The sequence below is a fragment of the Mesorhizobium oxytropidicola genome (assembly GCF_056174625.1).
In genome coordinates, this window is the sequence record NZ_CM149692.1 from 5,453,686 (window position 1) to 5,467,551 (window position 13,866).

Annotated in this window: 19 protein-coding genes; 6 read left to right on the forward strand and 13 right to left on the reverse strand. The window is 62.6% G+C overall.

Going from position 1 to position 13,866, the window contains the following annotated elements; genetic code table 11:
• Window positions 1-12: 12 nt before the first annotated feature.
• The 3 genes from AC0V8S_RS27420 to AC0V8S_RS27430 are packed head-to-tail and all read left to right on the forward strand — an operon-like array spanning window position 13 to window position 1,900.
• On the forward strand, window positions 13-1,023 hold the full coding sequence (locus tag AC0V8S_RS27420; protein WP_475434549.1) for a zinc-dependent alcohol dehydrogenase family protein: 1,011 nt from the start codon (window positions 13-15) through the stop codon (window positions 1,021-1,023).
• A gap of 33 nt (window positions 1,024-1,056) precedes the next feature.
• Window positions 1,057-1,485 (forward strand): OsmC family protein, encoded by a 429-nt coding sequence (locus tag AC0V8S_RS27425; protein WP_183458120.1) that lies wholly within the window; start codon window positions 1,057-1,059, stop codon window positions 1,483-1,485.
• A gap of 34 nt (window positions 1,486-1,519) precedes the next feature.
• Window positions 1,520-1,900 carry a nuclear transport factor 2 family protein gene (locus AC0V8S_RS27430; RefSeq protein WP_183458118.1) on the forward strand — a complete coding sequence of 127 codons (381 nt, stop codon included), beginning with the start codon at window positions 1,520-1,522 and terminating at the stop codon, window positions 1,898-1,900.
• Between the two features lie 14 nt (window positions 1,901-1,914).
• Here the strand turns inward: AC0V8S_RS27430 and AC0V8S_RS27435 are convergent, their stop codons facing one another.
• The 8 genes from AC0V8S_RS27435 to AC0V8S_RS27470 form a co-directional block, all read right to left on the reverse strand.
• Window positions 1,915-2,526, reverse strand: a complete 612-nt coding sequence (locus tag AC0V8S_RS27435) for a LysE family translocator (RefSeq protein WP_475434550.1) — start codon at window positions 2,524-2,526, stop codon at window positions 1,915-1,917.
• 102 nt (window positions 2,527-2,628) lie between these two features.
• Entirely contained in the window at window positions 2,629-3,009 is a 381-nt protein-coding gene (locus AC0V8S_RS27440) for a YkgJ family cysteine cluster protein (protein WP_183458114.1), read from the reverse strand.
• A 4-nt stretch (window positions 3,010-3,013) separates the two neighbouring features.
• Entirely contained in the window at window positions 3,014-3,178 is a 165-nt protein-coding gene (locus AC0V8S_RS27445; RefSeq protein WP_183458112.1) for a hypothetical protein, read from the reverse strand.
• 1 nt (window position 3,179) lies between these two features.
• Window positions 3,180-3,587, reverse strand: a complete 408-nt coding sequence (locus tag AC0V8S_RS27450) for a hypothetical protein (RefSeq protein ID WP_199643004.1) — start codon at window positions 3,585-3,587, stop codon at window positions 3,180-3,182.
• On the reverse strand, window positions 3,587-3,814 hold the full coding sequence (locus AC0V8S_RS27455) for a hypothetical protein (RefSeq protein ID WP_095202558.1): 228 nt from the start codon (window positions 3,812-3,814) through the stop codon (window positions 3,587-3,589). The genes AC0V8S_RS27450 and AC0V8S_RS27455 overlap by 1 nt, the downstream gene beginning before the upstream one ends.
• A 358-nt stretch (window positions 3,815-4,172) precedes the next feature.
• Window positions 4,173-4,382, reverse strand: coding sequence for a cold-shock protein (locus AC0V8S_RS27460; RefSeq protein WP_010915421.1), 210 nt, complete (start codon window positions 4,380-4,382; stop codon window positions 4,173-4,175).
• 453 nt (window positions 4,383-4,835) lie between these two features.
• Window positions 4,836-5,165: a YciI family protein gene (locus tag AC0V8S_RS27465; RefSeq protein WP_475434554.1), complete on the reverse strand. Its 330-nt coding sequence runs from the start codon at window positions 5,163-5,165 to the stop codon at window positions 4,836-4,838.
• 45 nt (window positions 5,166-5,210) lie between these two features.
• Window positions 5,211-5,864 carry a glutathione S-transferase family protein gene (locus AC0V8S_RS27470; protein ID WP_183458106.1) on the reverse strand — a complete coding sequence of 218 codons (654 nt, stop codon included), beginning with the start codon at window positions 5,862-5,864 and terminating at the stop codon, window positions 5,211-5,213.
• A gap of 211 nt (window positions 5,865-6,075) precedes the next feature.
• On the opposite strand from AC0V8S_RS27470, the gene AC0V8S_RS27475 reads away from it, so the two are divergent.
• Window positions 6,076-6,228, forward strand: coding sequence for a CsbD family protein (locus AC0V8S_RS27475; RefSeq protein ID WP_183465226.1), 153 nt, complete (start codon window positions 6,076-6,078; stop codon window positions 6,226-6,228).
• A gap of 54 nt (window positions 6,229-6,282) precedes the next feature.
• Here the strand turns inward: AC0V8S_RS27475 and AC0V8S_RS27480 are convergent, their stop codons facing one another.
• Complete coding sequence (locus tag AC0V8S_RS27480) at window positions 6,283-7,416, reverse strand: metallophosphoesterase (RefSeq protein ID WP_475438708.1); 1,134 nt, start codon at window positions 7,414-7,416, stop codon at window positions 6,283-6,285.
• Window positions 7,417-7,570: 154 nt separating this feature from the next.
• Between AC0V8S_RS27480 and AC0V8S_RS27485 the strand changes: the two genes are divergently transcribed.
• The gene (locus tag AC0V8S_RS27485) at window positions 7,571-8,164 is read left to right on the forward strand and encodes a hypothetical protein (RefSeq protein WP_475434556.1); all 594 of its coding nucleotides are present in this window, start codon (window positions 7,571-7,573) and stop codon (window positions 8,162-8,164) included.
• 39 nt (window positions 8,165-8,203) lie between these two features.
• Here the strand turns inward: AC0V8S_RS27485 and AC0V8S_RS27490 are convergent, their stop codons facing one another.
• The 3 genes from AC0V8S_RS27490 to AC0V8S_RS27500 form a co-directional block, all read right to left on the reverse strand.
• Window positions 8,204-9,325 (reverse strand): NAD(P)/FAD-dependent oxidoreductase, encoded by a 1,122-nt coding sequence (locus tag AC0V8S_RS27490; protein WP_475434558.1) that lies wholly within the window; start codon window positions 9,323-9,325, stop codon window positions 8,204-8,206.
• A gap of 66 nt (window positions 9,326-9,391) precedes the next feature.
• Window positions 9,392-10,933, reverse strand: coding sequence for an amino acid ABC transporter permease/ATP-binding protein (locus tag AC0V8S_RS27495; protein WP_475434560.1), 1,542 nt, complete (start codon window positions 10,931-10,933; stop codon window positions 9,392-9,394).
• A gap of 96 nt (window positions 10,934-11,029) precedes the next feature.
• Complete coding sequence (locus AC0V8S_RS27500) at window positions 11,030-11,872, reverse strand: ABC transporter substrate-binding protein (RefSeq protein ID WP_475434561.1); 843 nt, start codon at window positions 11,870-11,872, stop codon at window positions 11,030-11,032.
• A 230-nt stretch (window positions 11,873-12,102) separates the two neighbouring features.
• Between AC0V8S_RS27500 and AC0V8S_RS27505 the strand changes: the two genes are divergently transcribed.
• Window positions 12,103-13,191, forward strand: a complete 1,089-nt coding sequence (locus tag AC0V8S_RS27505; RefSeq protein WP_183458094.1) for a LacI family DNA-binding transcriptional regulator — start codon at window positions 12,103-12,105, stop codon at window positions 13,189-13,191.
• A gap of 12 nt (window positions 13,192-13,203) precedes the next feature.
• Here the strand turns inward: AC0V8S_RS27505 and AC0V8S_RS27510 are convergent, their stop codons facing one another.
• Window positions 13,204-13,758 carry a TetR/AcrR family transcriptional regulator gene (locus tag AC0V8S_RS27510; RefSeq protein WP_183458092.1) on the reverse strand — a complete coding sequence of 185 codons (555 nt, stop codon included), beginning with the start codon at window positions 13,756-13,758 and terminating at the stop codon, window positions 13,204-13,206.
• Window positions 13,759-13,866 lie beyond the last annotated feature (108 nt).

The window sequence follows — 13,866 nt, forward strand, 5'->3', positions numbered from 1 at the left end:
TTGGAGGCAACAATGCAGCACTACCGACTTGAGGGTTTTGGCGGGATCGAGAAGCTGGCAACGCGCGAAGAGGCAATCCCCGAGCCCGGCGCGCATCAAATCCTGGTGCGGGTGCACGCCGTGTCGCTTAACCGCCGCGACGCGATGATCCTCAAGGGCACATACCCGCTGCCACCCCGCGCGGGCATCGTTCCATTGAGCGACGGCGCCGGGGAAGTGGTGGCGATCGGGGACAGCGTCACGCGCTTTGCGGTCGGCGACCGTGTCACCGGCAGCTATTTCGCGCGCTGGATCGACGGCCGGCTTCATCCCGAAATCATCGACCAGCTGGGCTGCACGCTGGACGGCATGCTCAGCGAATATGCGCTGCTCGACGAGCAATGGGCGGTACGGTTGCCCGAGCATCTCTCCTGGCAGGAAGCCGCGACCTTCACCTGCGCCGGATTGACGGCCTGGAGCGCATCGACCGGAGCGGAGATTCCGCAGCCCGGACAATGGGTTCTGACGATCGGCTCAGGCGGCGTTGCGCTGTTTGCGCTGCAGTTCGCCAAGATGCTTGGCTGCCGCGTCGCCGCCGTCACCTCGCGCGCCGAAAAGACTGACCGGCTGCGCGCGCTTGGCGCCGATATCGTCATCGCGGCCACTGAGACCCCGGAATGGGGCATAAAGCTGCGAGAGGCGACCGGCGGCATCGATCTGGTGGTGGAGACAGGCGGTCCGACGACCTTCGCGCAATCGCTGATCGCAAGCTCCCTTTATGGCCGCATCGTTGTGCTGACCGTTCAGGATGCCAAGGGCAATTCGATCGAGATCCCGGGTGCTATATATCAGCGCAGCCTCGCCACCATTGGCCGCGTGTTCGTCGGCAACCGCAGTGGGCTGGAGGCGATGCTGGCCGCAGTCGGCAAGCACCAGCTGAAGCCGATCCTCGACAAGATCTTTCCGTTCGCCGAGGCGCGCGAGGCCTATCGGCATTTCATGCAGGGCGATGTCTTCGGCAAGGTCGTCATCGACGGCGCGTGATCCCGCATTCCATCAACCAGAGGAGAGCAAGCAATGACTGTTCGCGATGCATCGGCCGACTGGCGCGGCACACTCAAGGAAGGATCCGGCCGGCTCAGGCTGGGCAGCGGTGTCTTCGAAGGCGCCTACTCGTTCCCGTCCCGCTTCGAGAACGGCCCCGGCACCAACCCGGAGGAACTCATCGCGGCTGCCCATGCCGGCTGCTTCTCGATGGCGCTGAGCGCCATCCTCGGCAGCGAAGGCCACACGCCCGACAGCATCCGCACCATCGCGAAGGCGCATCTCGGCGCGACCGCAGCCGGGCCGACAATCACCCGCATCGAACTGGACACGGAAGCCAGCGTCGCAGGCATTGCCGCCGAGGATTTCGAGCGGCTGGCGCAAAAGGCCAAGGCGGCCTGCCTGGTCTCGCGGGCGCTGGCCGGCGTCGCCAGCATCACGCTCAAGGCAGCGCTGACCTGACACCTCGACGACTGAAACGGAAGGAGCAAGTCCCATGGAACTGATCATCGACAGCACCGCTGTCGCGCGCTCCGGCGAGACGGCACAGATAATGCGACGCTTCAACGACGTCTTCCAGCACCACGACCCGTCGGCGCTTGCCGATCTGGTTGCTGAAGACTGCGTGATCGAGAACACCACGCCGGCGCCGGACGGCGCGCGCCGCGCCGGCAAGGCGGCTTGCATCGAATTGTGGTCGGCGATCGCCACCCAGCCGGGCACGCGCTTCGACCTCGAGGAGACCTTTGTCGCCGGCGACCGGGCGACGATACGCTGGCGCTACTGGATGGCCGACCACACCTCCGTCCGCGGCGTCAATCTGATGCGCGTCCAGGACGGCCGCATCGTCGAGGCGATGGGCTATGTGAAGGGATAGTCGGCCGATCGTCGCTACCGATCAGCCAATGCCAGCTTGGCGCCGAGCATGACGAAGGCGCCCGCAAACGTCCTGCGCATCCAGGTCAGCAGCATCGGCCGCGAGGCGACATGGCTGCGGATCGAAGCGGCGAAAATGCCGTAGCCGACGAAAACCACGAAGGTCAAAAGCATGAAGACGGAGCTGAGTTCCAGCATCTTCGACAGTGCATTGGACTCGGTGGTGCTGACGAATTGCGGCAGGAAGGCGAAGAAGAAGATCGACAGTTTCGGATTGAGTACGTTGACGAGGATGCCGGTGGCGATCACCTTGCCGGCCGAGCGCGGCGCGACATTGTCCTCGACGCTGAGGCCACCTTTCTCCTTCAGCGTGTTCCAGGCCATGTAAAGCAGATAGGCGACGCCGAGATATTTCAGCGTCTCGAAGGCGACGGCGCTGGTGTGCAACAGCGCCGCAAGACCGGTGATGGCGGCTGCCATATGCGGGATGATGCCGAGCGTGCAGCCGAAGGCGGCAATGATAGAAGCCCGCGCACCGCGCGAAAGTCCGGCGCTCAGCGTGTAGAGAACGCCGGTGCCGGGCGAGGCCACGACGATCAGCGACGTCAACAGAAATTCGATACTCACGATGATTTCCTCCAGCGGCCTGCCCGGCCGGGAAAGTATCGGGCTGCGGGTCGGCGCACAAGCGGGCTGATCGGCGTACTCCCGCATAGGATAGATTGGCAGCTACACCGGCAATCTGACCGCCCGACGGGCCATCAGGCACTCCTCGTCGCCAGGCATACAGGCGCGGCAGACATCCGGGCGCAATTCGTAGACGCCGCATGCCGTCGACTTGCCGACTTCGCCGGACAGGGCCGAACAGCGCACGCCCTCGCAGCGCATGCCGGACAGGTCGGCCGCTACATATTTTTCTGGGATGCGGTCGAGTTGCGCGTCATCCTCGGTGGAGAAGCGTGGCCATTCGGCCGAATAGGAACAGCACGCACCACAGCTCTGGCAGTCGAAGAGCGGAGCGGTCCCGTGTTGCGACGACGAAAGGTTTGCGGCAGCGGCCAGGGCGAGCAGCCCTGGCGCGGCAGGATTGCGATCGGCGTCCTGCGGCAAGGCGCTATTTCTTCTTGCCTGTCTTGCGCGCTGGCGCTTCGACCGGCGACTTGAACAGATCGGTCGCGGCTTCGGCAGGTTCGCCGGCCTTCGCGGCAACCGGCTTCGCAGGCTTTGCAGCGGGAGCCGGCGCAGCCGGCTGGTCCTTGGCGGAGAATTTGATGGCCATGTCAGTCCTCGTCGGCGAAGCGCGATGATGGTGCGCGCGGATTGCGCAAGCGGCCGATCAGTGCCGAAACCGCCGTGATGTTCATTTCCTCGGGCGACCAGTTCCTGGCTTCCGCGATGTGATGCGGCGCCAGCTCACGATGCGTGCTGCCGCTGTAGGCGGCGTCCTGGTAGGTCACCCGCTCCTGGGTCTTTTTGTCCTCGCGGACATATTCGATCAGGTAGTTCGGGGCTTCGGCACGGCCGCGCACGCCGACGCGCACCTGGGCATCGCCATGGGCGCGCCTGCAGCGTTCGAGTTTTTCCAGCACGCGCCGGACATATTCGACCGGCTTGTCCAAGGTTTCGACCATGTCGGCGATGGTCGCATCGGCCGCGATCGGCGTTGGCGGTACGCGCTTGGTGGCCATCAGCGTTTTCCGGCTCGTTTCGGCAGCGCCGCGAGCGCTGCGGCCGCCGCCATCTCGTCCGCCTCCTTTTCCAGGCGCAGTTCGCGCAAGCGGGCGGTCTTGGCTTCCCGCGCCTCGCTGACGGCATCGCGCTCGGATAGGATGCGGCCGAGCGACATCGACTGGGTCTGCGTCTTGCTGAACAGCGACACCGCCGGATCGGCGGCGGTCTTCGGATTGGCGGTCAAAATCTTTCTCCTGTCAGGAGCCTGGTGCCGATAGGGCGAGACCGGGTCTTCGGTCAGGACCACGCACAAAGCAACACTGCATTGGGGCAATACGGCAGCGGATTCAAATTGCTAAGGCGTTCCTTAGCACGTTCAGCCCGACGCGCAGCGCATTTTCGGCGGCAACAAGCGTAAAATGAAAAAGGCCAGGCACCGCCTGACCTCCATAGGAGCACCGCGCATCCAATTGGATGCACACGGCAAACTCCCCGTGCGCGTCATGGGCCGTGGAAACTCACGTCTCCGCGGCCATGCGCTCGAATTCGCCATTCACCAGTGCCAGTACATCCGTGGTCACCGGGACGGCTGAATTCTTTCTTCAGGCCGCCTTCAACTGGTCGGCGGACATCTTGCCCGACTTGTTGTCGCGAACCATCTCGTAGCCGAGCTTCTGGCCCTCGACGATGTCGCGCATGCCGGCGCGCTCTACGGCCGAGATGTGAACGAAAACGTCGGCCGAGCCGTCGTCAGGCTGAATAAAACCAAAACCCTTGGTGGCGTTGAACCATTTAACTGTGCCGGTGCTCATAAACGAACCCTTTCCATGGCAAATATTCGTTAATCGCGGTGCGAACGCACAACGATTTTTGTCTCGATTTTTGATGGGGAAGTTCGTCAAAGGCACGCTTGCGTGCGCGGATAACAAAAGTCGGTCAAACAAATATCGACATGTTTCTTTTAGACTGCTTTTGGCGCCGAGTCGAATTTCTGGTTTTCCAGCGAACAGAATTCAATTCTGGGTTGCTCGAGGCAGCGGCCTCAACTGACGAACCGGCTGAAAGACCGCGCGTCAAAAAAGCACCGAGCCCGGAACCAATTCAGCGCCAGCGCATTTTAACGGTGTCAGCAATTTTGGAGAGCAATCTCAGGAATGCTGACAAAAGGACGCCTCCCGCACAATAACCGGTGCGAGGGGCGTTCTTGTATCTGATGGATGCCAGGAGGTCGTGGCCGGAGCCGGCCCCGTGGCCATGCCGGCCGCCTACATGATCGTGCTGATCATCGGCAGGATCTCATAGCGAAAGCCGCGGCCTGACTTTGCCACTGGATCGCCATCGGTCACCGCCTTTGCCTCGGCCTCGCTGCCGACACGCAGGATCAGCAGGCCCCAAGGGCCGGCCGGATCGGCGACCGGGCCGGCCATGATCATCACGCCCTCGCGCAGCTTGCCGCGCAGGTAGTCGGCATGCCGGCCCATCAGTTCCCTCTCCTCCTCCGTCATGGTGAAGGCGAAATCCGGCCGCGGCGGAATCAGCCGGCAATGGAAGATTTTTGTCGTTGCGGTTTCATGCGGTGCTTTGTTGCTGGCCATCGGTCCTCCTCCAGGAGCGAAACCTTATTGCCGCCCTTGCTCGGCTTATTCGTCGGGGCCGGGTTCGGGCCATGTTTCCCCGGCCGCCTCCACATACCAGTGCCGCATCGCCGGCATTGCCAGCACGGCGTCGACATAGGCCCTGGTGTCGGGCGCGAGCTCGCCGCCATAGGTGTCGAAGCGGGTGACGACCGGCGCATACATGGCATCGGCCGCGGTGAAGTGACCGAACAGGAACGGGCCGCCCTTGCCGTATTTCTCGCGACACTCGCGCCATAACGCCTCTATGCGGGCGCGCTGCACCTCGCCTTCGGCGTCGAGCGGCTTGTGCCCCTTCGGCCGGCGCAAATTCATCGGCCAGCCGTAGCGGACCTCACGAAAACCGGAGTGCATCTCGGTCGCCGCCGCGCGTGCCAGCGCACGGGCGCCGATATCGGCCGGCCAGAGTTTTTTCTCGGGAAACAGATCGGCAAGATATTCAAGAATGGCAAGGGTTTCCCAGATAATTCTGCCCTTGTGATTCAGGACGGGCACCTGACCGGTTGGCGACACTTTCGCCAGATTGGCAAAGGTCTCGGGCGTGCGCAGCCGCACAAAGCCCTCCTCGAACGGGATCTCCAGATGCCTCATCGCGACCCAGGGCCGTAGCGACCATGAGGAGAAGCATTTGTTGCCGATGTAGAGTGTGAATTCCGCCATTTTTCTCCCCGTGCGCACGATCGGTCGGCGCGTATCCACAGCCTAGCCTGCCTGCCCAGCCGCCGGAAGCCGCCTCGCGCGTTTCGTCTGCTTCCGGTTGGGTGCCTGGAACCTAAATGATGCCAGTCCGTTTATCCGCGCGGATGAATTCCCCGGAATTCAAAGACTCCCAGGAGATGCGAAAGTGGTGAACAGGGATCAGGTTGCTGGTATGGCCAAGCAAATTAAAGGCTCGGTAAAACAGGCGGCCGGCAAGGCGACCGGCAACAGGCGGACCCAGATTGAAGGCATGGCCGACAAGGTCGCCGGCAAGGTGCAGAAGGCCTATGGCGACGTGAAGGACAAGGTCAAGAAGGTGTTCTGATCGCGCATCCAGAAACGCTCCTATCGGAAAAGGCGGCCGCCAAGGCCGCCTTTTTCACGTGCTCCAGCCCTTGCTGAAAGCGTTGGTGAAGATGACCTCGCCATGGTCATCGGTCGCCTCGCCTAACACGACGTCCATGCCATCGCTGGTCACCCTGGCCACGGCGAACCCTCCCATATAGGCGGCCTTCGGCTTGAACAGGTCGATCCCGTCACGACGATAGATCAGCGAGGCGTCATGCTGATGGCCGTGGAAGATGCCGACGACATTGTAGCCCTTCAGCGCAGCCAGCAGCGCTTGCCTGTCGGCCTCGCTCCACCAGTGCGGCGCACCGGAGCCATCGTCGTCGTAGGTTTTCTTGGCGGGATTCCACCGCTCCGTCGAAAATGTGTCCCAGCCATAGTGCTGGAACAGGATGACCGGGCGGCCGTCCGCCGCGTAGGTCGCCAGATCCTGCTTCAGCCATGGCAGGCTGCTCTCGGCGCCATGGCCGGTGTCGCCGGCAAAACGATGCGTCTGGACGAGATGCAGGCCGCCCCAGTCCCATGAATAGCAGTCGGTGTCGACATCGTAGTCGGTGGCCGGCACGGGCGGCTTGAAGAAGACGCCGGCGCGGTGGTTGACCTCGACATAGTCGCGCAGCTCGCGCCGGTACCAGTCGACATGGTGCGGCGGGCCGTTCTGGTCGAGATCGTGGTTGCCGAGCCCGACATAGACCGGCATGTGGACGCGATCCGGGCCGACGCCTTGGCTGTAGCGCTGGCTGAATTGCAGCAATTGCGTGCCCTCGCTTGGCTGGGCGATCTGGCCGCCGCCATCGTCGGTGATGTCGCCGCCGACGACAAGGCCGAGCGGCATGCCGATCCGGTTGCCGGCCGAACGCAAGCCGGTGGCGATGCCGTTGATCTCGGCCGGCCAGTCCTTGTCGCCGATGGCGTTCATTGCCGCGACGTTGCGCAGCAATGCGGCGTCGGTCTTGCCCTCCTGCTGGCAGTTGGGGCTGAGGCCGCTCGCCATGCGGCAGGCATGCACATCGGCGATGAACAGGAAGGTGGCGTCGATGGGCTGGATGCGCTGCCCGGTCTGGCTGAACGCCGGGCGTGACAGCGCACCAGCCGCCGCAAGACCGGCAGCCTGCACCAGAAAGCTGCGTCGTGAAAACAATTTTGGCGGCCGGTGATCCATCATCGGCGGAATTTCAGCACAAGCGACGTCCGTCGGTCCAGTTTCGGCAATATCGCGACGGCCACGAATCGCGACTGCCTTGACCATCGACATCGCAATGAACGTCTGCCACGTCTACCTGCGCTTGCATTTGATTTGGAAGAAACGGGGGAGCGTCATGAAGAGCGCGTTTATCGGCATGGCATTGGCGGTTTTGCTGCCGGCAAGTGTTGCGTTTGCCGGTCCATGCGTCGATGCGAAGTCCGCGAAAAATGGGTTCATCCTGGCGCGGCCCGGCATCAAAAGCGAGTTTCGGCCCGTGGCCGGCGGGATGACCTCCGTCACCAACACCTACGAGTCGCAATCACCGCAAAAACAGTTCCTGTTTGCCGGCCTGATCGAGGTTTTTCGCGACAGCGACACCGGCCGGCTGGCAATGATCCCGTTTTCCGATCTGCGAAAACTGTTTCCGCTGAAGACGGGAGCCAGGAGCACGATCGAGTTTGTCGAGTTGTCGCCGGACAAGCAGCCAAAGGCCACCACGACGCTGACCCTGGTCGTCAAGGGCAAGGAGACCTTCAGCCTGGGCGACTGCAAATACAACGTGCTGGCTGTCAACGAGACCTTCAAGAACGGGGCCGGCGAGACGCTCGATGCATTCACAGCGCTTTATTCGCCTGACCTGCAGGCTGCTCTCGCCCGACGCTATGATGAAGGCAGCAGCGCGCAATCGGTCAACGGCTACGAGACGATCAAGCCGCTGGCCGAATAGACGGTCTATGGTGCGCAGGAAGCCTTTGGACTGGTCTGATCAAAAGCGGCTTGGACGGAAGTTCGCAAGCAGCGGATGCTCAGTGCCGCTGGCGATCTCGCCGGCAAGCAATTCGCCAGCGATCAGGCCAAGCGTTGCGCCGCTGTGGCTGAAGGCGACGTAGTATCCCTGGATATCCTTCAACTGGCCGAAGACCGGCTCGCCGTCTCCGGGGATCGGCTTGGGGCCGACACCGTAGCTCTGCAATTCCAACTTTGGATGCCCCTCAAGAACCTTCGAGGCTTCGTTGAGAAGCCCCTGAATGGTCGAAGCCTTTACGCTGTATGTGCCATCCGGATTGACGACCACCTCTTCTTCCGACCAGGCGGAATCGAGTGCGAGGGCTCCGTCCGGCGTCGGCCGGATGGCGACGCGCGGCGTGTTGAGCACGGCCCGAAGCGGTAAGCTCACCGGCTTGGTCCTGACGAGCAGCGCGATCGGCGTCCCATCGGCAATATACCGGCCGGAGTCCGCAACCATTCGCGGCACATTGGCGCCGGTCGCCAGGAGTACCGCGTCGGCAGCAAGGCTGATGCCGATTGTCGTGGTGACGCCGGTGGCACGACCGTCGACGACCGTGACCGCAGCGCTTCCGGCATCGGTGACGACTTGCCCGCCACGCTCGACGAATTCCGCGATCAATATCTCGATCAGCGACGGCAGATCGACCCAGCCCTCGCCCGGATTGAAGATCGCGCCTTGAGGCGTGACGGCGCTTGCTGCGACGCCCGGCACGGCTGAAGCTATGGTGCCCGCGAACAGATGTTGCGCATCATAGCCGAGGGCTTTTTCATGAGCGAAGACATCGGCGATCTCGTTCGAGGCATTGTCCGCATCCCATGTCAGACCACCGTCGAAACGCAGCCAGGCGGCATCCGGATATCTCGCCGACAGCGTCCGGTAGCGGTCGATACCGATCATGCGCAGGCGATGATATTCAGCCGAGCGCTTGCGCGCTGAATTGAGCCAGGCGAGCGAACGGCCGGAAGCTCCTTTGGCGACCGGCCCATCATTGACCAGAACGGTTTGGATGCCGAGCCTTGCCAGATGGACGGCCGAGGAGACACCGAAAATGCCGCCCCCGACAACAACGACCTTTGAGACGGAATGTGCTGTAGCCATGGGATATTCTTTCACGGGTGGAGGTTGGATTGGGCGGCCATCTCAGGGGTCATGCGGATGGTGCGATCAAAGCACTTCGGCAAGGAAGTGCTTCAGACGCGTGCTTTTCGGCGTATCGAAGATCGCGGCAGGCGTGCCGACCTCGATGACGCGGCCTTCATCCATGAAGACGACCTGATCGGCGACCTTGCGGGCAAAGCCCATTTCATGAGTCACCACGACCATTGTCATGCCGCGCCGGCCGAGATCCGCCATGAGGTTGAGCACACCCTTCACCAGTTCGGGATCGAGAGCGCTCGTCACTTCGTCGAACAGGATAACCTCAGGGTCCATCGCCAGTGCACGAGCGATTGCCACACGCTGCTGCTGGCCACCGGATAGGCTACCGGGACGATGGTTCTTGCGGGCAGCCAGCCCGACATCGGCAAGGCGTGCGTCGGCGATGCGCTCTGCTTCCTGTGTCGAGAGGCCTTTTACCTTGGTCAGCGACAGCATGACGTTTTCCAGGGCTGTGTGGTCGGGAAACAGGTTGAACTGCTGGAACACCATGCCGACCCGCCGGCGCAGTTTTTCCGGCTTCATCGCCAGGATGCTCGCGCCATCGAGCAGCACGTCACCGCCCTTGGGTTCGACCAGGCGGTTGAGACAGCGCAACAGGGTCGACTTGCCCGAGCCTGACGGGCCGATGACACAGGTGACCGTGCCCGGCTTGACCGCCAGGCCGACGCTTTTGAGAACATCGAGATCGCCGTAGGCCATGTCGAGATCGGTGATGGCGAGGCTGCCGCCCTTGAACCGGGGTAGCGCCGAACTGCCTTCAGGGCTGGCCTCGGAGAGTGGGCTGCCGGTGGCGCTCTCCAGTTCGCTCACTTCGGCGAGACCGCTGGTGACGAGGCCGGCTTTTTGCTTTCCGACCCGCAGCGAGTTGTCGATGTAGTTGACCACATGGGTCAACGGCACGGTGATAACGAGATAGAACACGCCGGCCAGAAGCAATGGCGAGAGGTTTCCAGTGACCACCGCCTGGTCCTGGCCGACACGGAAAATCTCGCGCTCCGACGCGAGCAGACCGAGGAAGTAGACAAGGCTCGAATCCTTGACGTTGCCGATGAACTGGTTGACCAGGGCCGGCAAGACGCGGCGGATGCCTTGCGGTATCACGATCAGGCGCATGCCCTGGCCGTAGCTCATGCTGAGCGCCCTGCAGGCCTCCATCTGCCCGCGCTCGACGCTCTGGATGCCCGAGCGGAAGATTTCGCCGATGTAGGCGCCGGCGATCAGGCTGAGGGCGAGAATGCCGAGCGGATAGGGTGACGGCCCGAAGATTTCACGGCCGATGCGGGCAAAGCCCTGGCCGATCAGCAGAATCGTGACGATCGCCGGAAGGCCACGGAAAATATCGGTGTAGACCCGGGCGGGAATGCGCAGCCAGCGCGATTGCGAGATGCCCATGACCGCCAGGATCATGCCGAGTATGACACCCAGTACCGTGGACGCGGCCGCGAGGATCAAGGTGTTCTTCAATCCGATGGTGATCATGCTCGGCAGCACGTCCGCCATGGCCTGCCAGTCGAGGAAACTGCGCCGCAGGTTTTCAAGCCAGTCCATTCGCCCGCCTTTCGGTTGCGCTGTCCGCATCGTCCGCCATCAAGGACGGCAGAGTAAGGTCCGGCCGCCAGCACAAAGGCCGGCGGCCGGGCGCGGTCACTTCTTGGGGAGATACTGGTCGGGCATTGGCGAACCGGGGAACCACTTCTCGTAGAGCGTCTTCCAGGTGCCGTCCTGCATGGCCGCGTGAAGGGCGGTGTTCAAGGCACCACGGAACTTGTCGTTGCCCTTGCGCAGCACGAAGCCGGCCGGCGCGTCAAAGGAAGGAATATTGACCGCGATCTTCAGGTTCGGATAGCGAACGCCATAGTCCTTGGCGGCCTCGTAATCGAGGAAATGCGCGTCGACGGTTCCGTTGTTGAGCGCCGAAACGGCGGAGTTGTTGTCGGGGAATTTGACGAGATCGGTTCCGACAAAGTTCTTCGCCGCGTAGATTTCCTGGAGCGTCCCCTGCACGACGCCGAGGCGCTTGCCCTTGAGCCCGTCCGCCGACGTGATCGCCTTGTCGGCGGTAAGCACGGAGAGATAGCCGGCAAGATACCCGTCGGAAAAGTCGACGGTCTTCTTGCGCGCTTCCGTCGTGCCGATTGCCGCGACCGCGACGTCGAAGCGTTCGTTCGCAACCGAAGGCATCAGCGCCGAGAATTCCTGGCCGGTGAAGATCACCTGGTCCGGCTTGAATCCAAGGCGGCTCGCGACGTTGCGGAACAATTCGATGTCGAAGCCGGTGAACGTGCCATCCGCCTGGGTGAAAGCGTAGGGTTTGGCATCGCCCATCGTACCAACGCTGATGACTTTCGCATCGATAAGACCATAGGGATTGTCATCCGCGGCGGCTGCTCCCGAAACCAACCCGGCGCCAATGCACGCGGCCATAAGGACCATTGCGCCGGTCCGGACCGGTGACATCAACGACTTGAGAATTCCTGTCCTGCTCATGTCTTCTCTCCACTTGAAGGTCTGTTCTTGTTGGTATTACGTCGAGCCCGCACCCTCGCACCTGACATCGCCCGCCATCGCGACCGCGGCATGCGCGAGCCGTTTCGCCATGCTTCTCGACTCGCAATTTTCTAAAAGAGACCGGTCTCTTATTGATTGAGACCGGTCTCTTTGATAATCGTTATCGCCAGATTGACCTTCCGTCAACAACTCTTGTAGTCGTTCATCCGATGAAAAGAACCGCGCCCAAGACCCCGTCGATAACGGTCAGCGATGTCGCCCGCGCGGCAAACGTATCGAAAGCGACAGCCGCGCGCGTGCTCGGCGGATACGGCGTCGTCAGCGATATGATCCGTGCGGACGTCATGGCCGCAGCCAAGGCACTGGACTACCGTCCGAACGAGCTGGCTCGCAGCATGACGACCGGCCGGTCCGGCATCATCGGAGTGGTTGTCGGCGACATCGAGAACCCGTTCTTCAGCCTCGCGGTGCGCGGCATCAGCGACGCGGCAAGGGCAGCCGGGTTCAACGTCATTCTGGCCAACTCCGGCGAAAGGATCGAGGTTGAAAAGGCAGCCGTGCGGCTGTTGATCGGCAAGCGCGTCGACGGGCTGATCGTCACGCCGGCGGAATCGCGTGACATCTCACACCTGCGCGACATCCATCGTTCAGGCCGGCCGCTTGCCCTGCTTGACAGGGCGCTGCCCGATCTGGACGTCGATACCGTCACCGTCGACGATCGCGGCATCGCCATGCGGGCGACCCGCATTCTTGTCGACGCCGGACACCGCAACATCGCCTATGTGACCGCTGTCGACGCCGAAGGGCATGAGTACCGCGATCTCGGGCAAATCTACACCTCGTCGGTCCGCGAGCGCATCGACGGTTTCCTCACCGTCTGCCGGGATGCAGGAATTGATCGGCCAGAACGTTATGTCCGCCTTGGTGCAACAAGCCCCATCGAAACGCGCAGGGTTGCCGACGCGATGCTGTCCGGGCCGGACCGGCCGACGGCGATCCTTGCCTCCGACAGCGTCATAGCACTGGAGATATTCAGGGTGATCCGCGAGCGCGGCTTGCGGGTTCCCGAGGATATTTCGCTGATCACCTTCCATGATGCGGACTGGACGAGCGTGACAACCCCACCCATTACCGTCATCGACCAGCCCGTCTACGCGCTTGGCAAGAGTGTCGCGGAATTACTTATCAGGCGCTTGAAGGGAGATCCGCGCCCGGCGGAAAGGCTCATTTTGCCAACATCGATCTTCGAGCGCGGGTCCGTTGGCCCGCCGTCAAACGCCATAGCCAAGCGCGCGTAGCGCGGCTGCGGCTCAGGCTTCGCCGAGAGCCGCGAGACAGTCGCGCAGCACGGTCGCGTCCTGCGCTGTCTTGGCCATCGACATGGCGCCGGAATAGGTGGCGACGGCAAGTGCCGCAAAATGCCGGGGCTCGGTGCCTTGCTCCCTGCCCGCCTGTTGGTCGGCCGTGATCTTGTCGGCGATCGCCTGGCGCCATGCTCCAAATATGCCGGCCAGGGCAGTTCGGAAATCGGGATCGGCGAGCGACAATTCATGCGCCAGATTGTTGAGCGGGCAGCCGCGCACGAAACCCTGCTGCTCCAGTTCCGCCGCCACGGCCTCGAACACGGCCCGCACCCCCTCTCGCGCCGAAGCCGCCGTCTTTACCGGCGCGATCCATGTCTCCTCGACTGCCGCCGCCACGCGCTCTTCGATTACCGCCAGCGCCAGCGCCTTCTTGGTCGGGAAATGATGATGCAGCGCGCCGCCACTGACGCCTGCCGCCGCCATCAGGTCGCCGAAGCTGGTCGCGTGATAGCCGCGTGTCTGAAACGCGACCTCGGCGACATCGAGGACTTTTCGGCGCATGCCCTCGGGGTCGTTGATACGGTTTCGTGGCCTTGGGCCTGATCGAATGGTTATCTCTGCTGACATTGCACGACAATAGCAAGTTGACAAAACAGGACAACCGGTTTG